The sequence below is a fragment of the Erwinia sp. PPS120 genome, from assembly GCF_047918655.1.
GTDB classification, from domain to species: domain Bacteria; phylum Pseudomonadota; class Gammaproteobacteria; order Enterobacterales; family Enterobacteriaceae; genus Erwinia; species Erwinia tasmaniensis_A.
Window position 1 is genome coordinate 13,262 of the sequence record NZ_JBLREF010000011.1, and the last position, 19,949, is coordinate 33,210.

A 19,949-nucleotide genomic window follows, 5' to 3' on the forward strand; every position below is an offset into this window, starting at 1 on the left:
GTAATCTGTTAACCATAGCCAGGATCGTCGGGATCAGGCAACGTCTGGCCGTGCCAGATTCATGCCGCGGTAATAAAGGGCGACATAGTGCCCGTTGAGCCGTTCAACGGTGACCGGCGTGTCGAATATGGTCTCAAGATTTTCCGCCGTCATCATCTGCTGCGGGCTGCCGCGCCGGATAATTTCGCCCTCCTTCATGGCTATCATGTGGTCGGCATAGGCGGAGGCAAAATTGATATCATGAATAACCAGCAGGACTGTTTTTCGTAATTCATCCGCCGCGCGACGCAGCTCGTTCATCATCGCCACGCTGTGCCGAATATCCAGGTTGTTTAACGGCTCATCAAGCAGCACATATTTCGTATCCTGACAGAGGACCATTGCCACAAAGGCGCGCTGTCGCTGGCCCCCAGAGAGCTCATCAAGATAGCGATCGCGCAGGGGATGCAGATTCAGAAAGGCCAGTGCGCGCTCAATATGCTGACGATCCTCTGTCGTCAGGCGCCCGCGGGAATGCGGATAGCGGCCAAAACCGACCAGATCGCCGACCGTCAGGCGGCCCATCGGATGGTTTTCCTGGCGAAGGATCGCCAGCACCTTCGCCAGTTCGCTACTGGATCTTTTACCCACCACCTGACCGTCAATGCTAACGCTGCCGCTATCAGGCGTGAGCAGGCGGCTGATGACCGACAGCAGCGTGGATTTCCCCGCACCGTTAGCGCCAATGATCGCGGTGATCCCGCCTTCCGGCAGCGTTTCGCTGATCTGCTTCAGCACCTGCGTCTGCTGATATGTTTTTGTCACATCGCGGATTTCAATCATACCCTCACCTTGTTAATCAGCAGGTAAAGAAACAGCCCGCCGCCGGTGAACTCAATCACCACCGACAGAGAGCCGGACATATGCAGCAGGCGCTCCAGAATCAGCTGCCCCCCGACCAGCGTCACGATCCCGGTCAGTACCACCACCGGCAGCAGATACTGGTGCCGGTGTGAGCCAGCAAGCTGCCAGGTCAGATTGGCCACCAGCAGCCCGAAAAAGGTCAGCGGCCCAACCAGCGCGGTGGATATCGCCACCAGTACGGCGATCAGTATTAGCAGTACCAGGGTTTTTTGCCGCCAGCAGACGCCAAGGCTGACGGCGGCGTCGCGCCCCAGCGCCAGTACGTCAAGCTGGTGTCGCATTCGCCAGATAATCAGCGTAATGACCAGAACAATCGCGGCGGCCAGAGCCAGTACCTCGGGAGCCGCACGGGTAAAGGTGGCAAACATCCTCCCCTGGAGAATGGCGAACTCACCGGGTGAGAGCAGTCGCTGCATCAGGCTGGAAAGGCTGTTAAACAGCGTGCCGGACACCAGCCCGGCCAGCAGTACCCGGTGCAGATCCACGCCGACGCTGGCAAACAGCCAGCGATAAAGCAGTACTGAGAAAATTACCAGCAGCAGCGACTCGCAGACAAATTTCCCAACCGTGCCCAGCGAGTTCAGGGCGTCAGCGTCAATAAAAAAGAGGGCCAGCGTCTGTATCAGGATAAACAGCGACTCCATCCCCATAATGGATGGCGTCAGGATGCGGTTATGGGTCACCGTCTGAAACAGCAGCGCGGCGACGCCGGAGGCAAAGGCGACCAGCAGCAGGGTCGCCAGAACCTGCCCACGATGCAGCAGGATATAGCGCAGGTTGCCACTCAGGTTGAGGGTCATATAGATAGCCATCACCGCCAGCGCCAGCATAGTCAGCAGCAGCAGGCGTCTGTTCGGGGAGGCGAAACGCCCGCTGGCTCGTGGCAGAGCGGGATGGATGGGGCGCGTATTAACGGGCATGGCGTTTTTTCCTCAGCAGCAGGGTGAGAAAAATGACCGCACCCACAACGCCAAGCATCGCGCTGGCGGGGACCTCAAAGGGGTAGCCGATCAGCCGTCCTGCGATATCGCACAGGACCACCAGCCCTCCGCCGCACATCGTCACCCATGGCAGACTGCGGCGCAGATTATCGCCCATTGCCATGCTGACGATATTCGGGACGATCAGCCCCACGAAGGGCAGTACGCCAATGACCACCACTACCACGCCGCAGACCAGCGCAATAATTGTCATGCCGGTTAGCATCACCCGGGGGTAATTCAGGCCACTGTTGACGGAGATATCCCGCCCCATGCCGGCGAGGGTGAAGCGGTCTGCAATCAGCATCGCCAGCAGCGTCAGCCCTCCCACGCTCCACAGCAGCTCATACCGGCCCTGCATTACGCCGGAAAAATCACCGGAGGCCCAGCCACCCAGCGACTGGAGCAGATCGAACTGCATCGCCAGGAAGGTGGTAATCGCGCTAAACACGGCACCCAGCATCATGCCGGACAGCGGTACCAGCAGGGCGGATCGGATGCGCATCCGCTGGATAAGCAGCATAAAAAGCAGGGTGCCTGCCAGGGCAAACAGAGTGGAGACCGCCATTTTGGTGATGACCGGGGCAGACGGGCTGATCAGGGTTACCAGCAGCAGGCCAAGGCTGGCCGACTGCGTGGTGCCAGCGAGGGTAGGCTCGACGAAGCGATTCTGCGTTAGCATCTGCAAAATCAGCCCTGACACGCTCATCGCACAGCCCGCCAGCATCAGCGCCAGCGTGCGCGGAACCCGACTGATAAGGGCAATGTCCCGCATCTCCGCATTGGTCCACAGGCCACTAAGGGTGACGTTTCCCGGGCCAACGCACAGGCTACCTGCCATCAGAGCGAGCATGACGGCCAGCCCGGCAAAAAGATTCATCTTCATATAGAGGGTGGGAGCCAGGCTACAGGCTCAGTGCATTATTGATACTGTCCATAAGCCGGCTATAGCTTTGCAGGCCTCCTGCGATATACAGCGATGCCGAGTCGAGATAAACGACATGCCCCTTCTGCCACGCTGAGGTTTTGCGGATCAGCGGATTATCAAGCACCTGTTGCGCCGCCGCGCCAGTCCTGCTGCCCGTTGCGCCGCCGCGCCAGTCCTGCTGCCCGTTGCGCTGTCGCGGTCCAGCACAAACAGCCAGTCAGGATTGGCCTGCAAAATAAACTCAGAGGACACGATGCTGCCATGTGTGCCTGTTTTCTGGAAGTTAATCGCAGGGGAAAAGCCGAGCACATCGTAAATAAAGCCAAAGCGCGAGCCGGGCGTATAGGCGGACATTTTTCCGCCGTTAACCATAATCACCATGGCGCTGCCCGCGCTGGCTGATTTGGCTTTAATCGCCTCCGCTTTGGCAGTAAAGGCCGCCAGCAGCGTTTCCGCCTGCGCCTGCTTACCAAAGATCGAGGCCAGCTGGTGGGTGCGTTGTGAAAGGCTGGCGATAAAGTGGGCGGGATCGATCTCCAGCGACACAACCGGGGCTATCTCGCTGAGTTTGTCCCTGGCATCGCGCGCACGACCTCCGGCAAAGATAATATCGGGGCTGGCATGACTTAAGGCTTCATAATCCGGCTCAAACAGCGTACCGGCGTTCAGCCAGGCTGCGCCCTGATATTTTTTGAGAAATTCCGGCAGATGGGAATTGGTTTTGGGTACCCCTGCGACGTGGATGTCCAGCGCATCGGCGATATCGAGCGTCGACGGGTTGAGAATAATGACCTTTTTGGGATTAAGCGGCACCACCGTGGTTCCCTGAGCATGGTCAATGCTCAGCGTGGCAGGTTGCTGGGCGGTAGCAACTGAACCGAAACCACCACCGATTAACAGTCCAACAAAAACCAGTGACGAAACAAACGACCGCGGTAATTTCATGACCCTTTCTCTCCTGAAAGTGAACACCAATAGCAGCGAAGTAAATGTAACTCATTCGCATTTCCAGCAGGGGCATCATACGCGGCTGAGGCAGAAAATAAACAGCGTTAAAAATGACGTTCGGGCAGATTTTGCTGGAGTGGGTAAAATTTCCGGTCAGAGAAAGCAGAATGTAAAGTTCTGTCCTGTCGCAGTGGTTTGATGGAAAAGGGAAAGCAGGAAAGTCAGTTGGAAAGAGTCTGTTTTTTATCCAATCATGGAGGAATTATGGATTTTGAGTCAGGCCACCGGGTAGTTGCCTGATGGAGGGAACGGCGCCAGCCAGCCGGCAGGCATAGGCATAATACGCTCACAGGAAGCTAACGCGTGGCAGAGACAACCTGACCCGTGAATCCTGACTCGTTAGGTGAAGTCGCCGCCGACGGGGTGTTTTTGGGATTGAGAGGGGATTCCGGGATAGGAAATAACAGACAAAAAAGCCAGCAAACGCTGGCTTTAGAGGAGCGCCGTTAGCGCATGGTGACAAACTCTTCAGCGCCGGTCGGGTGGATCGCTACGGTGTTATCGAAGTCCTGCTTAGTGGCGCCCATTTTCAGTGCGACCGCAAAGCCCTGTAGCATCTCGTCCATACCGTAGCCGATTCCGTGAATACCGACGATTTTCTCTTCCTTGCCAACGCAGACCAACTTCATGCGGCACGGCTGACGGTGCTGGGTCACGGCGGTGTACATGGCGGTAAAGGACGATTTGTAGACCTTCACGTCGTCGTCGCCGTATTTCTCACGCGCCTGTGGCTCGCTCAGGCCAACGGTACCAATTGGCGGATGGCTGAATACCACGGTCGGCACGTTGCTGTAATCCAGATGCTCTTCCGGCTTGTTGTTGAACAGGCGCTCGGAAAGGCGACGGCCTGCCGCAACGGCGACCGGCGTCAGCTCGACTGCGCCAGTGTTATCACCCACTGCGTAAATGCCAGAGACGCTGGTATTCTGATATTTATCAACGTTGATATAGCCTTTTTCGTTCAGCTCAACGCCGGTAACATTCAGGTTCAGGTTATCGGTAGCCGGTTCGCGACCAATCGCCCATACCAGGCAGTCAACGGTTTGCTCTTTGCCGTTTTCAAGCTGGAGCGTCAGGCTACCGTCAGCGTTTTTCACGATCGCTTTCGGCGTGGAATCCGTGTGCAGCGCCGGGCCTTCGGCGTTCATCACCTCAACCAGAGTGTCGACAATCAGCGGATCGAAGGTGCGCAGCGGCGCATGCTTACGGACAAACAGGTGCGTTTCTGAACCCAGCGCATTTACCACGCCTGCAATTTCCACGGCGATATAGCCTGCCCCGACAACGGCCGTGCGCTTCGGCAGCGCATCCAGCTCAAAGAAACCGTCGGAATCAATGCCATACTCTGCGCCAGGAATGGAAGGCAGGCTCGGACGGCCGCCGGTGGCAATCAGAATATGGTCTGCGGTAATTCTTTCACCATTCACTTCAACGGTATGAACGTCGATGAAACGGGCAAAGCCCTTAATCACATCGACGTTGTTTTTGCCCAGCACGTTGTCATACGAGGTGTGGATACGATCAATATAGGCGCTGCGGTTTTTTACCAGCACGGACCAGTCAAAGTGGTTAACGGTGGTATCGAAACCGTAGTCGGGACCGTAAAGGTGAATAGCTTCAGCAATCTGCGCGGCGTGCCACATCACTTTCTTCGGGACACAGCCAACGTTGACGCAGGTGCCGCCAAGCGCTTTGGCTTCGATTAACGCGCACTTCTGCCCGTACATGGCCGCGCGGTTAATTGAGGCGATACCGCCGCTGCCGCCACCGATGGCTAGATAGTCATAATGTTTGGTCATCGAGAGTGTCCCATAAGTCAGTGAAAGTAATAGCGCCAGATTGTAACGCTACAAACGTAATTGCCGCAAAGTTTACGTCTATGATTGTGATAGGGCATTGGCGCGAAAATCGGCATAATCGCCGTTTAAATGCGATGGCGCTCACTGTTTTTACCTTTACTCAGCACAGAGAAATTTGATGGAACTGCTATTTTTAGGCACCGGCGGGGGCACGCCCAGCCGCCAGAGAAACGTGACCAGTATCGCCCTGCTGCTTAAGGGCGCGCGCAGCGGCTGCTGGCTATTTGACTGCGGCGAGGGCACGCAGCATCAGATCCTGCGTTCGCCCGTTAAGCCCGGGAAAATCGAGAAAATTTTTATTACGCATCTGCACGGCGACCACGTTTTCGGCCTGCCAGGGCTGCTCACCAGCCGCTCGATGAGCGGAATCAGCGGGGCGATGACCCTGTATGGCCCGAAAGGGCTTCGGCAGTTTGTAGAAACCAGCCTGAGTCTGAGCGGTTCATGGCTGACCTTTCCGCTGGAGATCGTCGAAATTGAGGCAGGCGAGGTGCTGAACGATGGGCATTTTCGCGTGGTGGCGTATCCGCTGACCCATCCGGTTGAGTGCTACGGCTACCGAATTGAGGAGCATGATAAGCCCGGCGCGCTGGACGCGGCGCGTCTGCTGGCCGACGGCATTAAACCCGGCAGCCTTTTCCAGCAGCTTAAGCAGGGCAAAACGGTGACGCTGGAGGAGGGGCGGGTGGTTAACGGCCAGGATTACCTGGGACCCTCGCTGCCGGGGCTGACGCTGGCGATTTTTGGCGATACCAGCCCCACCGTCGCCGCACAGGCACTGGCCGCCGGGGTGGACGTGATGGTACATGAGGCCACGCTTGAGGCGGCGCTGGAAGAGAAGGCCAATGGCCGGGGGCACTCATCCACCGTGCAGGCTGCAACGGTAGCCAGAGATGCCGGGGCGAAAAGGCTGATCGTCACGCACTTAAGCTCTCGCTATCTGCGCGAGGATGTCAGCCGCCTGCTGGAGGAGTGCCGCGCCATCTTCCCCAATACCGAGATGGCGCATGACTTTTCCCTGTTCAGGATAGAGAAGTAGAGCGGGGCACCTACTTTCCAGGATCGATGCGTAAAACGGGGCGCTTCACTGTTAAGCATAGAGACGTGGAGCGGGGCACTGATGCCCCGTCAGGCGTTATTCCGGCACAATCCAGCTGATTTTGGTATGGCCGGTACCGGCAGGCACCAGATGCTGGTGCAGCCAGGGCAGCACGTTGTTCATCTGCTGTTCCAGCTTCCACGGCGGGTTAATCACCACCATGCCGGAGCCGGTCATGCCAAAACGATCGCTGTCGGGGCGCACGGCCAGCTCGATCTGCAGGATACGGCGGATACCAGAGGCTTCCAGTTCGGCAAACATGCGTTTGATCTGCTGGCGCAGCACGACCGGATACCACAGCGCATACACGCCCGTACCAAAACGCTTGTAGCCTTCCTGAATGCCTTTCACCACCGCCTGATAGTCAGACTTGATTTCGTAAGGCGGGTCAATCAACACCAGACCCCGGCGCGACAGGGGCGGCAGCTTAGATTTGAGCTGCTGATAGCCATCGCTGCGTTCGGTGCGCGCACGGTCATCTTTCGCAAATTCGCTGCGCAGCATCGGGTAGTCACTGGAGTGCAGTTCGGTCAGGCTGAGCTTGTCATAAGGGCGAAGCAGGTGACGCGCAATAAGCGGCGAGCCTGGGTAGAAGCGCAGCTTATCGTTAGGGTTGAGCGCCTTGATGCAGGACATATAGCTCGCCATCTCTTCCGGTAAATCATCCCGCTGCCAGATGCGTGCGATGCCTTCCATATATTCGCCCGTGCGCTCGGCATGTTCGCCGCTCAGCAGATAGCGACCTGCGCCCGCATGGGTGTCCAGATAGAGGTAGGGTTTATCCTTCTCGTTCAGCGCCTCAATAATCAGGCTCAAAACGGTATGTTTAAGCACGTCGGCGTGGTTGCCAGCGTGGAAACTGTGGCGGTAACTGAGCATCTTAATCTATCCTGTTGAATTTATAAGGTTTTAATTGATGGTAAATCAATCTATAACAATTATTACCTCACGAATTACCCACAGAACGACGCACGGCAACGGATGCAGGAAAAGCATGAGAACCTGGTAAGGCGGGCGATTATATCAGGGTTAAAAGCGAATGCGCGAAAAGCCGCAAAACAAAGTCGGCGCATCAGTACGCGTGCTCATGACTTTTTCCGACGGCCACGCCGGTGTAAGCCCTGATGCTCTGAAGTGGTTTTTCGATCTCAAAGCCATAAAGGCGTTTGCACATGGCCATTCCCGCTTATCTGTGGCTTAAGGATGATCGCGGCGCTATGCTCTCCGGCTGACCGATCTGATGCAGTACAAGACAAGGCTCACTCTGTTGGGGGAATACAATGCTACGGGGGAAATGGCTCGCTTTTTTGCTCAACAGGACCTGAAAGAATCAGGCTTACCTGATGAAAAAATTAATAAGGATATTGGTATCTGTAAGGGCGATAACCCAAAATCTGCTAGTTAGCTATGAATATGTTAATAAGCGCGATAAGCATAATGTATTTATTGCCTTACTGTTAATCAATGACAACGAGAGTAGCCTCAGATTTAACGGCTATCCCATCCTCAGACGCGAATTCTGAATCAGCAGCCGGAACGGGAGTGACCCCGTTCCGGTTTTACGTTAACCCGGCAGGCGGTGCAGGACCGGATAGGTAAAAAAGAGCAGATGCAGCATATTGAATGCGAAATGCACCAGCGTCGACACCCAGATACGCCCGCTCCAGAGCCAGGCCAGGCCGTAGATGGCGCCAGCAAGGGTGGCAAAAAATACCAGCAGCAGGCCGCCGGAGAGATGCGCCAGACCGAAAAGCAGCGCGGCAATCACCAGTCCCCAGCCGTTACCCAGCAGCTGGCTTAGCCGCTGCTGTAGGTATCCGCGAAACAGCGCTTCTTCCGCCAGTGAAACAAAAAACAGGTTAGCCAGCATAAACTGCCCCAGCCAGACGGGGTGGTGCAGCTCAACCTTCAGGCCACCGGCCAGCGTGGCAACCAGCAGCAGTACAGGCATCGACATCAGCAGCACCAGCCACCACAGTCTGTTTTTCGGCGGGGCGGCGGGGCGTTTTAACAGCGTCGGCAGGCAGGCCAGTAGCACAAACGGGATCAGCGCTTTATCCAGGTTGTAATAGAAGGAAAAGGGGGCGCTTTCCGGACCGGCCTGAACCCGTGAAGCAATAAGCTGATTATCAAAGCCGGGGATCAGATGCAGCATCAGCGCGAATGCGCTGGCCACCAGGATTACCTCACCCCCCAGCGACAGGGCCGTTTGCTTCCGTTGTCGGGCGCGATAAATCGCGACCACGGTCATTAGCAATAGTGCGATAATGCCCGTTGGCTGAAGCGTGCTGTCCCACACGGCGACAATGAGCGTCACCCCCAGCAGCGCCAGCGAGGCGCCAGGATAAAAAGGCAAAAATAATAACGAGGTGGCAAGCAAATACCACATACATACGCTCCCTGTTTACGTTGAATACAGACCAAAAATGATGCCACAAACAAAGCCGCAGAAAGTATGCTCCCAGGCCGGGTAGCAGGCAAATCCTTCTGTTTCCTCCCTCTGCGCCACGTCACGCCATTGAATTTCGCTACACTTAGCCTCATGTTAACGTAATCGCGCGCTTAAACCGCGCCACATACACGACGATGATTACAAGGACTGCGCTATGACCAATCCGCTACTCACATCTTTCACGCTCCCTCCGTTTTCCGCCATCAAACCCGAACATGTTGTTCCCGCCGTCACTAAGGCGCTGGAAGACTGTCGCGCGGAAGTCGAGAAAGCCGTGGCTCAGGGCGCCCCCTGGACATGGGATAACCTGGTTCAGCCGCTGGCAGAGGCCGACGATCGTTTGGGTCGTCTCTTCTCCCCGGTGAGCCATCTGAATTCGGTAAAAAACAGTCCCGAGCTGCGTGAGGCCTATGAGCAGACGCTGCCGCTGCTGTCTGAATACAGCACCTGGGTAGGGCAGCATGAAGGACTGTATCAGGCTTATCGTAATCTGAAAGAGCAGAGCTATGACGGGCTGGACCTGGCGCAGAAGAAAGCGGTTGATAATGCGCTGCGTGATTTTGAGCTGTCCGGTATTGGCCTGTCGAAAGACAAACAGAAGCGCTACGGCGAAATTGCCGCCCGCCTCTCTGAGCTGGGTTCCACCTACAGCAATAACGTGCTGGATGCCACCATGGGCTGGAGCAAGCTTATTACCGATGCGTCAGAGCTGGCGGGCATGCCGGAAAGCGCCCTGGCCGCCGCGAAAGCCCAGGCTGAGGCCAAAGAACAGGAGGGCTGGCTGCTGACGCTTGATATCCCAAGCTACCTGCCGGTAATGACCTACTGCGATAACGCGGCCCTGCGTGAAGAGATGTACCGCGCCTACTCCACTCGCGCCTCCGATCAGGGGCCGAATGCGGGAAAATGGGATAACAGCGAGGTGATGGCCGAGGAGCTGGCGCTGCGCCATGAGCTGGCCGAGCTGCTGGGCTTCTCCTCCTATGCGGATAAATCCCTGGCGACCAAAATGGCCGAAAATCCGGCTCAGGTGACGGACTTCCTGACCGATCTGGCGAAGCGCGCCCGTCCCCAGGCTGAAAAAGAGCTTGAGCAGCTGCGCGCCTTTGCCAGGAAGGAGTACGGCGTAGATGAGCTGAACCCCTGGGATCTGACCTGGTACGGCGAAAAGCAGAAGCAGCATCTGTACGCCATCAGCGATGAGCAGCTGCGCCCTTACTTCCCCGAGGAGCGGGCGGTAAACGGCCTGTTTGAAGTAGTGAAGCGCATTTACGGCATCACGGCGAAAGAGCGTAAGGACGTGGACGTTTACCATCCCGACGTGCGTTTCTTTGACCTGTTCGACGACAGCGGCGAACTGCGCGGCAGCTTCTATCTTGACCTCTATGCGCGTGAGAACAAGCGCGGCGGTGCCTGGATGGACGACTGTGTGGGCCAGATGCGCCTGGCCAACGGTACGCTACAGAAACCTGTTGCCTACCTGACCTGTAACTTTAACCGTCCGGTTAGCGGTAAGCCTGCGCTGTTTACCCATGACGAAGTGACCACCCTGTTCCATGAGTTTGGCCACGGTCTGCATCATATGCTGACCCGCATCGAAGTGCCTGGCGTATCCGGCATCAGCGGTGTGCCGTGGGATGCGGTCGAGCTGCCAAGCCAGTTTATGGAAAACTGGTGCTGGGAGCCGGAAGCGCTGGCGTTTATCTCCGGCCACTATGAAACCAGCGAACCGCTGCCGCAGGCGCTGCTGGAAAAAATGCTGGCCGCGAAAAATTATCAGGCGGCGCTGTTTATCCTGCGTCAGCTGGAATTTGGCCTGTTTGATTTCCGCCTGCATGCGGAGTTCGACCCGGCTCAGGGGGCGCGCATCCTGGAGATGCTGAAAGAGATTAAAGCGCTGGTGGCCGTGGTGCCGAGCCCATCCTGGGGGCGTTTCCCACACGCGTTCAGCCATATTTTTGCCGGTGGCTATGCGGCGGGTTATTACAGCTATCTGTGGGCCGACGTGCTGGCGGCAGATGCCTGGTCTCGCTTCAAAGAGGAGGGTATCTTCAACCGTGAAACCGGTCAGTCATTCCTGGACAATATTCTGACGCGCGGCGGGTCGGAAGAGCCAATGGAGCTGTTCAAACGTTTCCGTGGCCGTGAGCCGCAGCTGGACGCCATGCTGGACCATTACGGTATTCAGGAAGCGTAAGTGAACATCTGTTTAGTTGATGAAGCGGGCGCCGGAGACGGCGCCTTATCTGTTTTAGCGGAACGCTGGCAGCTGCAGCACGATGAGCGGGCGCCGATGGCGCTGGTGATGACCGCCAGCCACCTCGAGCTACGCAAGCGTGATGAGCCAAAGCTGGGCGGGATCTTTGTGGATTTCGTTGAGGGCGCGATGGCTCACCGGCGCCGTTTCGGTGGCGGTCGTGGCGAAGCCGTCGCCAAGGCGGTGGGCGTAAAAGGGAGCTATCTGCCGGTAGTTATCGACGCCACGGCCGGGCTGGGAAGGGATGCGTTTGTACTGGCCTCGCTGGGCTGCCGGGTACAGATGCTTGAGCGCCATCCGGTGGTGGCAGCCCTTCTGGATGATGGCCTGCAGCGAGGCTATCTCAATCCTGAAATTGGCCCCTGGCTGCGTGAGCGGCTGACGCTGCTGCATGCATCAGGTTTGCAGGCGCTGGCGGATATCAGCATCAGGCCGGATGTGGTTTATCTGGATCCGATGTACCCCCACAGACAGAAAAGCGCGCTGGTGAAAAAAGAGATGCGGGTGTTTCAGTCGCTGGTCGGGGCGGATGACGATGCGGATGGACTGTTGGAACCGGCGCGCAGGCTGGCGAAAAAGCGGGTGGTGGTTAAGCGGCCTGACTATGCACCTCCGCTTGCTGGCGTAGTCACGCAGTCAGCAGTGGTGACGAAAAGCCACCGCTTTGATATCTATCCCCCGTTAGCCAGCGAGGCATAACAACGCCGTCGCACGGCTTCTTTTCCGTGCGGCAGCGTCGCGGCTAAGCACAAACCTTCACGCCCGGTCATTCTGGCCGGGCTGCGGCTTACTCTTCGTTGTCATCGTGCAGTGGAACAATCAGCATATCGATATGAATGGTGTTAATCAGCTGACGTGCTGATGACATCAGCTTGCTCCAGAAGTCCTGATGGTGACCACAAACGACCAGGTCAACATCATACTGCCGGATAGCATCGACCAGGACCTGGCCCAGGTCACCACTGCCGCTCAGCGTTTCAGAAACCGGATAACCGGCGCTGGTGGAGAGTTCGGTAAGTGCGGAATGCGTCTCTTCCGAGATGCGTTTTTGCATATCGCCGAGGTTAACGTCGATCAGCCCGGTATAGAGATCGGAATAATTAACGTCGACATGGATCAGGGAAACTTTGGCGTTGTAAGGGCGGGCCATTGAAACCGCTTTCGCTACCAGCAGTTTACTTTCCGGTGAAAGGTCTACTGCGATCAGAATGTGTTTATAAGACATAACGATACTCCTTCCTTTCGTTGCGGCTGCGTAATCGCCAGCAAATTCGTCTTTGATGCATCATACGGTGAAATCCATTGCTCAGGTATAATACGATGCGGGATTTCGTCGAGGCCTTCTGGCTTTGATCCGGCCTCCTGATTTATTTTCGCTATGGAGTATAGACTGAATTGTTAACAGAATCTGCGTCAGGGCGCGTCCTTTGCGACCGGGATCAAGGTGAAAATTCCTCTTTTTCAAGCGAAGCCGTAAACAACGCTGGAACTATTTTAATCAGATCTCCTACACTGTTAATGACAGTACGCCATGCGCTAATGGCGGGCAGGTTGCGGTGACAACGAAAATTCCGTGGTTTTCAATTCTGTATTTGACGATTCATCGTGGGAGCCGGGCCGGCTTTATCCCGCGTCACATTCACGTTGATGAATTGTCGGGAGGGGATCATGATCAGCACCATCGCGCTTTTTTGGGCTCTGTGTGTAGTTTGTGTGGTGAATATGGCACGCTACTTCTCGTCGTTACGCGCGCTGCTGGTGGTCCTTCGCGGATGCGATCCCTTACTCTATCAGTATGTGGATGGCGCGGGGTTTTTTACCTCGCACGGGCAACCCAGTAAGCAGGTTCGTCTGGTACGCTACATCTGGTCGCAGCGCTATCGTGACCATCATGACGATGAGTTTATCCGGCGCTGCGAGCGGGTACGCAGCCACTTTATTCTGACCTCTTCACTCTGTGGAATGGTGGTGATTAGCCTTGTCGGGCTGGTGATTTGGCATTAATAAAAAAAGGGTGGAAGCCTGGCTTCCACCCTTTTTGTCTCGCTGTACGTTCGTTATGGCAGGAGCTTAAGCGCAATCCAGTACAGTCCACCTGACAACAATATCGAGACGGGCAGGGTAAAGACCCACGCCAGCAGGATATTTTTGATCGTGCGTCCCTGTACGCCGCCGCCGTCAACCAGCATGGTACCGGCAACGGAGGAGGAGAGCACGTGGGTGGTTGAGACCGGCATCCCGGTATAGCTCGCCACGCCGATAGAGACAGCGGCCGTCATCTGCGCGGACATCCCCTGCGCGTAGGTCATGCCTTTCTTACCGATCTTCTCACCGATAGTGGTCGCAACGCGTCGCCAGCCCACCATGGTACCCAGCGACAGAGCCAGCGCGACGGCGAAGATAATCCACACCGGCGCATACTCAACGGTATTGAGCAGGTCTCCCTTCAGCTTGTTCAGGAAGCGCCGATCGTCCGGCTGCGTTTCTGACAGGCCTGCGGCTTTATCTGCGGTATCAGAGATACACATCAGCAGGCGACGCAGCTGCGCGCGCTGGTCGACGTTCAGCGTATCGTAGCTTTGCAGATTATTGAGCAGGCCCTGCGCGCGTTTAATCGCCGGCATTGCACGGGCGGCATCACAGTGGAACTCCTTCGGCCCTCCCGCGTTTTCTTCCGGCGTCGGTACGGCAGGCGGCGTCAGCTGCACAATATGGCTCAGTGAATCAGCATGCTGCTGATAATACTGTTCCAGATGGTTTACCGCGTCGCGAGTGCGGGTGATGTCGTAGCCGGAGGCATTCATATTGACCACAAAGCCTGCAGGCGCCACGCCGATCAACACCAGCATAATCAGGCCAATGCCTTTCTGACCATCATTAGCGCCGTGCGAGTAGCTCACGCCGATGGCTGACACAATCAGCGCGATACGGGTCCAGAACGGCGGCTTTTTCTTGCCGTCGAGCTTTTCACGTTCCGCGGGCGTCATATGTATACGACGACGCTTTTTGCTTCCGCTCCAGTAGCGACGCAGGATAAATACCAGGCCACCCGCCAGCACGAGGCCAACGATGGGGGAGATCACCAGAGACAGGAAGATGTTGATCATTTTCGGGATGTTCAGCGCGTCGACAACCGACGTACCGGTCATCATGGCGTTGGTCAGACCAATACCTATAATGGCCCCAATCAGGGTGTGAGAGCTCGAGGCTGGCAGCCCAAAATACCAGGTGCCCAGATTCCAGATGATCGCCGCCAGCAGCATGGAAAACACCATCGCCAGTCCGTGCGCCGATCCGACGTTCAACAGCAGGTCGGTTGGGAGTAAATGAACGATAGCATAAGCAACGCTTAGCCCGCCCAGCAGTACGCCAAAGAAGTTAAATATCCCGGCCATCGCCACCGCCAGTTGCGATCGCATAGCGCGGGTGTAAATCACAGTTGCCACCGCGTTTGCCGTGTCGTGGAAGCCGTTAATAGCCTCGTAAAACAGAACAAAGAGCAGGGCAAGCACCAGTAACAGGCCGGTTTGGTAATCAAGACCAGCAAACAGATGTAGCATAAGCGTTACGCCATTTTTGGAGGACATGAACGCGGCGCATTATCAGCGAGAAACCGCGCCAGGGGAAAGAGAAATATAGACTTTTTTTGAGGTGATCGGGTCACAAAGGTGGAATAAGGTTGCAAAAGCGCTGAAATTTCACCCAGTTACAAAATGTTTCTGTACACTGTCCTGTCAGGCTGGCATCGTTTCAGGCAACTCTCTACAATCAGCGTTTTTGTACAGGCAGGGCGAAATTGTGGAAAAATTTGACGTTATCATCATCGGCGCGGGTGCAGCCGGATTGTTCTGTGCCGCGCAGGCCGGACAGCGCGGGAGGCGGGTGCTGCTGCTGGATAACGGCAAAAAGGCGGGCCGCAAAATCCTGATGTCCGGCGGCGGTCGCTGCAATTTTACCAATCTCTATACCGATGCGTCGGCCTATCTCTCTCATAATCCTCACTTCTCTAAATCGGCGCTCGCGCGTTACACCCAGTGGGACTTCATTGACCTGGTCAACCGCTACGGCATTGCCTGGCATGAGAAAACCCTGGGCCAGCTATTTTGCGACGATTCTGCACAGCAGATTGTCGATCTGCTGCTGAAAGAGTGCGAGGCGGGTAGCGTCACCCTGCGGCTGCGCAGCAACGTGGAGAGCGTTACGCGTGATGAAGAGGGATATACCCTGCAGGTAAACGGCAGCCCGGTGCAGGCGGAAAAACTGGTGATTGCCTCCGGCGGCCTGTCGATGCCAGGCCTGGGTGCATCACCGTTCGGCTATAAAGTCGCGGAGCAGTTTGGTCTGAGCGTCTTCCCTACCCGGGCCGGACTGGTGCCCTTCACGCTGCACAAACCCCTGCTTGAGCAGCTGCAAACGCTCTCGGGCGTGGCGGTGCCGTCCGCAATAACCGCCGAAGACGGCACCCGGTTTAAAGAAGCGCTGCTGTTCACCCATCGCGGCCTGTCCGGCCCCGCCGTGCTCCAGCTTTCCAGCTACTGGCAGCCGGGGGAGTTTGTAACGATTGACCTCGCGCCCGAACGTTCACTTGATGACTTTATTAGCCAGGAACGCGAGGCACACCCTAATCTGAGCCTGAAAAACAGCCTGGCAAAAGTGCTGCCGCGGCGCCTGGTCGAATGTCTGCAACTGCTGGGTAGCGTACCGGAATGCACGCTGAAACAGCTTAACAGCCGTCAGCAGGCCGATCTGGTTGCTTCTCTGCATCAATGGCGTATCCAGCCTAACGGCACTGAAGGCTACCGCACCGCCGAGGTCACGCTGGGCGGCGTTGATACCCGCCAGCTTTCGTCAAAGACGATGGAGGCAAAGACGGTGTCGGGCCTGTACTTTATTGGTGAAGTGGTGGACGTGACGGGCTGGCTGGGGGGCTATAACTTCCAGTGGGCGTGGGCGTCGGCCTGGGCGTGCGCGCAGGCGTTGTGATGAAGCCGCACTGGGCGAGGCTTCCCCCGCCCGGGTCCGTTACATAATTCCGGCAACAGACTTAGCCAGCTGCGCTTCCAGCACCGGCTTTGCTTCTTCAAACTTCAGGTTAACCTTGTTGGCATTAGAGACCACGCGGGTCTGATACTTCATCCGGTTGCCCTCTTCGCTGCTGGTCTGGATCTTCACGCCCGCATTGCCCTGACGCAGCACGCCGAGGTTATCCGTTGTGACCGCAGCCTTGCTGCGTTCGCTGATCTGTAAATCGGTGACCATGGTGTAGTTGACGTCTTCAACCAGCGCGTCAGCGGCAAGGCCGACCAGACCCACCGCCAGGCCCACACCCAGCGCCGCACCGCTGGAGTTACCGTTATAAGCGGTAATTCCCGCGCCGAGCGCCGCGCCGGTCGCCGCACCCTCATAGCCTTTACCCAGCAGGCCCTGTGCTTCACGCAGGTCCATTTTATCGGCCTTCAGGACGTTTGCCTGAATCCAGTAGTAAGCCGCATCGGGTGAGGAGGTCACGGTGTAGCCTTTGTTACGCAGATCCTGCGCCAGCAGCGTTTGCAGGTCGCTCATATCCTTGTCAGAGGTGTTACGTACCTGAACGTAAACGGTTTTATCCGAAGATGGCTCAAGCCAGACGGTCTGGCTCATCTGCGTTTTTACCTCCAGGTTACGCTTTTTGATGGCGGTACCCATGGCGCTACAGCCGGAAAGCACGAGACAGGAAGCGACCAGAGCCACCACCAGTTTCTTTTGGTTTTTCATCTAAAAAATCCTTGTAAAAAAACGGGGCATGCACGCCCCGAAGTACCACAGAGTCAGTGAGTTATCAGGCAGGGAGGAGATAATTTCCCCCTCCGGCTGCATGACGGAAGGGTTATCGGCCAAAGGATGGGATACTTAACGCTTTTTAACGGATCCAGACCTTTTAGCTGTCGAGGGCATTCAGTACATCCAGGGGCTTTAATGCATTTACATATTTAAATTTATAAATATAATGAGCGCACTCTTTCCCAATGGATCCTTTAACGTTATGACCCAGACCACACTCTTCAGCCCCCTACAGCTTGGTGGATTCACCTTACGCAACCGCATAGCACTGCCACCGTTAACCCGCTGTCGCAGCGAGCAGCCGGGCAATATCCCCGGAGCGATGATGGTGGACTACTACCGCCAGCGGGCCAGCGCCGGGTTTATGATCACCGAAGGGACGCAGATCGAGCCTCGCGGGCAGGGCTATGCCTGGACCCCGGGCATTCACAGCGCAGCGCAAATTAACGGCTGGAAAAAGGTCACAGAGGCGGTGCATCAGGAAGGCGGCGTGATTTTTTGCCAGCTCTGGCACGTCGGCCGGGTCTCCCATAATCAGCTACAGCCCGACCAGCAGCCTCCGGTCGCACCCTCTGCCGTTGCTGCGACCGGCGTGCGCGTGTTTATCGAAACCGGGCCGGGCGAGGGGATGCTGACCGCCCCCTCCACGCCACGCGAGCTGACCACCGCCGAGGTAAAAGAGATCGTCCAGCTCTACCGTAAGGCCGCTGAAAACGCGAAGGAAGCGGGCTTTGACGGCGTGGAGCTGCACTCGGCAAATGGTTATCTGATTAATCAGTTCATCTCTGAGCACAGTAATTTCCGTACGGATGAATACGGCGGCTCACTGGAAAACCGCCTGCGCTTTCTAAAAGAGGTAATCGTTGCGGTCAGCGAGGTGTTTGGCAGCCAGCGCGTCGGCGTACGCTTTGCGCCGCTGTTTACCAGTACCGATGAAGAGCGGGTGTATCTGGGCCTGGTGGAGAGCGATCCGCACGACACCTACATCAGCGCCGCCCGGATGCTCAGCCAGCTTGAAACGGGCTATCTTTCGATTGCCGAAGCCGACTGGGACAACAGCCCTGAGCTGCCGGAGAGCTTCCGCGTTGCGCTACGCGACGCTTTTCAGGGACCGATCATGTATTCAGGACGCTACACCCAGCAGAAGGCGGAACGCGTGCTGGAAAACGGCTGGGGCGATCTGTTTGGCTTTGGTCGAACCTTTATCGCCAATCCGGATCTGCCGGCGCGGTTTAAACAGGCTCACCCGTTAAACCCGGTTGATGGCGCATCCCTGTATGGCGGCACGCGTAAAGGATATACTGACTACCCGGTTTATCCTTCCTGACGATGTGAGGCTGCATGTCACCTGAAAATGCCATGAAACTGTTGGCTAACCCAACGCGTATGGCAGTACTGAAATGGCTGCAAAACCCGGCGGAAGCCTTTGCCGGTTACAGCCAGCTTTACGACTACGATCGGTACGGTGTGTGTGCCAGCCTTATCCAGGACAAGGCGGGGCTTTCTCAGCCCGCCACCTCGCTTTGCCTTAAGGTATTGCAGGAGGCCGGGCTGCTGGAGGCGGTGAAAGTTGGCAAATGGACCTACTTTCGCCGCTGCGAGCCGCGCATTCTTGAACTCCGCGAGTCAATAAAGGATTTCCTTAACGGTCTGTAATACCCGTCATTCTACAGGTCCAGAATAAGGTTCGGCGAATGGCTGCGTGAGCAGCACAGGGCAATGTGCTGAACCGGCGCGGCCTTTTCCGCTGCCGACTGCACCGTATCACGGTGGTCGACAGCGCCCGCAATGACCCCGGTCAGGCAGGCGCCGCACATGCCCATTTCGCAGGAGAGCGGCACGCTAACGCCATTTTCCTGAAGCACGCAGGCGATGCTCTTGTCGGCGGAAACCGGCCAGCACTGGCCGGTGCTGGCGAGCGTGACGGTAAAGGCATCGTCGGGGCGTTCAGCGGCAGGCAGAGAGGGGGGAAGAAAGGCTTCCGAATGCATACGCGACTCTGGCCAGCCCTTTTCAGCCGCAGTGCTGCGCATATTTTCCATAAAACCCTTCGGTCCGCAGAGGTAGAGGTGCCGATCCCCGTCAGCCGACAACAGCTCCGGCGGCAGATGCCCGCGCGGGCTGTGCCCCTCGCTGCTATACCAGATATGGCAGCGGCCATGGCGGAACGTGCGGCTCAGCTCGCGCACGAAGGCCGCGTTGTGCCTCTCCCGCACGTAGTAATGCAGCACGAATGGCCTGGCGGAAGCCTCCAGCGCTTCGACCATGGCGAAAAGCGGCGTGATACCTATCCCCGCCGCGACAAGAACAGCCTCACCCTCTGCCGCCAGGGGGAAGACGTTCCTCGGCGGGGAGACGGAGACCACCTGTCCGGGCCTCAGACTGTCGTGAATATAGCGGGATCCCCCGCGCGAGTGGCTTTCGCGGGCTACGCAAATCACATAGCCCTGCTCGCCAGGCCCTGGGCCGGTCAGCGAATACTGACGGGTAATGCCGTTATCCAGGTGCAGGTCGATATGCGCGCCCGGCTGCCACGCCGGCAGCGGCTGACCGTCTTCTGCGACGAGGTGGACCGCCAGGTTATTGTGTCCCTGACGGATAAGTGCATCGACGACAACCCGTAGCGTATTCATTATTGCTTCC

18 protein-coding genes and 1 pseudogene are annotated in these 19,949 nt (G+C 57.0%); 8 read left to right on the forward strand and 11 right to left on the reverse strand.

Annotated elements, in window-relative coordinates:
* Positions 1–33 precede the first annotated feature (33 nt).
* The 5 genes and pseudogenes from ACLRGG_RS06745 to gorA all read right to left on the reverse strand — a co-directional run bounded on the left by ACLRGG_RS06745 (position 34) and on the right by gorA (position 5,618).
* A complete protein-coding gene (locus ACLRGG_RS06745; protein ID WP_416248999.1) occupies positions 34–822 on the reverse strand; it encodes an iron ABC transporter ATP-binding protein in 789 nt (262 codons plus the stop codon).
* Positions 819–1,733 carry an iron chelate uptake ABC transporter family permease subunit gene (locus ACLRGG_RS06750; protein WP_416249132.1) on the reverse strand — a complete coding sequence of 305 codons (915 nt, stop codon included), beginning with the start codon at positions 1,731–1,733 and terminating at the stop codon, positions 819–821. The genes ACLRGG_RS06745 and ACLRGG_RS06750 overlap by 4 nt, the downstream gene beginning before the upstream one ends.
* A 79-nt stretch (positions 1,734–1,812) precedes the next feature.
* Positions 1,813–2,769 (reverse strand): ABC transporter permease, encoded by a 957-nt coding sequence (locus tag ACLRGG_RS06755; protein ID WP_416249000.1) that lies wholly within the window; start codon positions 2,767–2,769, stop codon positions 1,813–1,815.
* 19 nt (positions 2,770–2,788) lie between these two features.
* Positions 2,789–3,756, reverse strand: a pseudogene (locus ACLRGG_RS06760) (siderophore ABC transporter substrate-binding protein).
* Positions 3,757–4,265: 509 nt separating this feature from the next.
* On the reverse strand, positions 4,266–5,618 hold the full coding sequence (gene gorA, locus ACLRGG_RS06765) for a glutathione-disulfide reductase (protein WP_416249001.1): 1,353 nt from the start codon (positions 5,616–5,618) through the stop codon (positions 4,266–4,268).
* 178 nt (positions 5,619–5,796) lie between these two features.
* Between gorA and rnz the strand changes: the two genes are divergently transcribed.
* A complete protein-coding gene (gene rnz, locus ACLRGG_RS06770) occupies positions 5,797–6,717 on the forward strand; it encodes a ribonuclease Z (RefSeq protein WP_416249002.1) in 921 nt (306 codons plus the stop codon).
* Positions 6,718–6,813: 96 nt separating this feature from the next.
* Here the strand turns inward: rnz and ACLRGG_RS06775 are convergent, their stop codons facing one another.
* Complete coding sequence (locus tag ACLRGG_RS06775; protein ID WP_067700132.1) at positions 6,814–7,656, reverse strand: 23S rRNA (adenine(2030)-N(6))-methyltransferase RlmJ; 843 nt, start codon at positions 7,654–7,656, stop codon at positions 6,814–6,816.
* 160 nt (positions 7,657–7,816) lie between these two features.
* Between ACLRGG_RS06775 and ACLRGG_RS06780 the strand changes: the two genes are divergently transcribed.
* On the forward strand, positions 7,817–7,978 hold the full coding sequence (locus tag ACLRGG_RS06780; protein WP_416249003.1) for a hypothetical protein: 162 nt from the start codon (positions 7,817–7,819) through the stop codon (positions 7,976–7,978).
* Between the two features lie 363 nt (positions 7,979–8,341).
* Here the strand turns inward: ACLRGG_RS06780 and ACLRGG_RS06785 are convergent, their stop codons facing one another.
* Positions 8,342–9,166, reverse strand: a complete 825-nt coding sequence (locus ACLRGG_RS06785; RefSeq protein WP_416249004.1) for a CPBP family intramembrane glutamic endopeptidase — start codon at positions 9,164–9,166, stop codon at positions 8,342–8,344.
* 217 nt (positions 9,167–9,383) lie between these two features.
* Between ACLRGG_RS06785 and prlC the strand changes: the two genes are divergently transcribed.
* Complete coding sequence (gene prlC / locus ACLRGG_RS06790; protein WP_416249005.1) at positions 9,384–11,426, forward strand: oligopeptidase A; 2,043 nt, start codon at positions 9,384–9,386, stop codon at positions 11,424–11,426.
* Positions 11,427–12,185: a 16S rRNA (guanine(1516)-N(2))-methyltransferase RsmJ gene (gene rsmJ / locus ACLRGG_RS06795; protein ID WP_416249006.1), complete on the forward strand. Its 759-nt coding sequence runs from the start codon at positions 11,427–11,429 to the stop codon at positions 12,183–12,185.
* Positions 12,186–12,273: 88 nt separating this feature from the next.
* Here rsmJ and uspA read toward each other — a convergent pair whose 3' ends face one another.
* Positions 12,274–12,711 (reverse strand): universal stress protein UspA, encoded by a 438-nt coding sequence (gene uspA, locus ACLRGG_RS06800; protein ID WP_067700106.1) that lies wholly within the window; start codon positions 12,709–12,711, stop codon positions 12,274–12,276.
* Positions 12,712–13,154: 443 nt separating this feature from the next.
* Between uspA and uspB the strand changes: the two genes are divergently transcribed.
* Positions 13,155–13,490, forward strand: coding sequence for a universal stress protein UspB (uspB, locus tag ACLRGG_RS06805; RefSeq protein ID WP_416249007.1), 336 nt, complete (start codon positions 13,155–13,157; stop codon positions 13,488–13,490).
* Positions 13,491–13,543: 53 nt separating this feature from the next.
* Here uspB and pitA read toward each other — a convergent pair whose 3' ends face one another.
* Complete coding sequence (gene pitA, locus ACLRGG_RS06810; protein WP_416249008.1) at positions 13,544–15,046, reverse strand: inorganic phosphate transporter PitA; 1,503 nt, start codon at positions 15,044–15,046, stop codon at positions 13,544–13,546.
* Between the two features lie 238 nt (positions 15,047–15,284).
* On the opposite strand from pitA, the gene ACLRGG_RS06815 reads away from it, so the two are divergent.
* Positions 15,285–16,469 (forward strand): BaiN/RdsA family NAD(P)/FAD-dependent oxidoreductase, encoded by a 1,185-nt coding sequence (locus tag ACLRGG_RS06815; RefSeq protein WP_416249009.1) that lies wholly within the window; start codon positions 15,285–15,287, stop codon positions 16,467–16,469.
* A gap of 39 nt (positions 16,470–16,508) precedes the next feature.
* Here ACLRGG_RS06815 and traT read toward each other — a convergent pair whose 3' ends face one another.
* Complete coding sequence (gene traT, locus ACLRGG_RS06820) at positions 16,509–17,240, reverse strand: complement resistance protein TraT (RefSeq protein WP_416249010.1); 732 nt, start codon at positions 17,238–17,240, stop codon at positions 16,509–16,511.
* Positions 17,241–17,508: 268 nt separating this feature from the next.
* Here traT and ACLRGG_RS06825 point away from each other — a divergent pair, with 268 nt between their 5' ends.
* Together ACLRGG_RS06825 and ACLRGG_RS06830 are read left to right on the forward strand one after the other, a co-directional pair.
* Positions 17,509–18,633 (forward strand): alkene reductase, encoded by a 1,125-nt coding sequence (locus ACLRGG_RS06825; protein WP_416249011.1) that lies wholly within the window; start codon positions 17,509–17,511, stop codon positions 18,631–18,633.
* Between the two features lie 14 nt (positions 18,634–18,647).
* Complete coding sequence (locus tag ACLRGG_RS06830; protein ID WP_416249012.1) at positions 18,648–18,962, forward strand: ArsR/SmtB family transcription factor; 315 nt, start codon at positions 18,648–18,650, stop codon at positions 18,960–18,962.
* Between the two features lie 11 nt (positions 18,963–18,973).
* Here the strand turns inward: ACLRGG_RS06830 and ACLRGG_RS06835 are convergent, their stop codons facing one another.
* Positions 18,974–19,942, reverse strand: a complete 969-nt coding sequence (locus ACLRGG_RS06835; RefSeq protein ID WP_416249133.1) for a PDR/VanB family oxidoreductase — start codon at positions 19,940–19,942, stop codon at positions 18,974–18,976.
* Positions 19,943–19,949 lie beyond the last annotated feature (7 nt).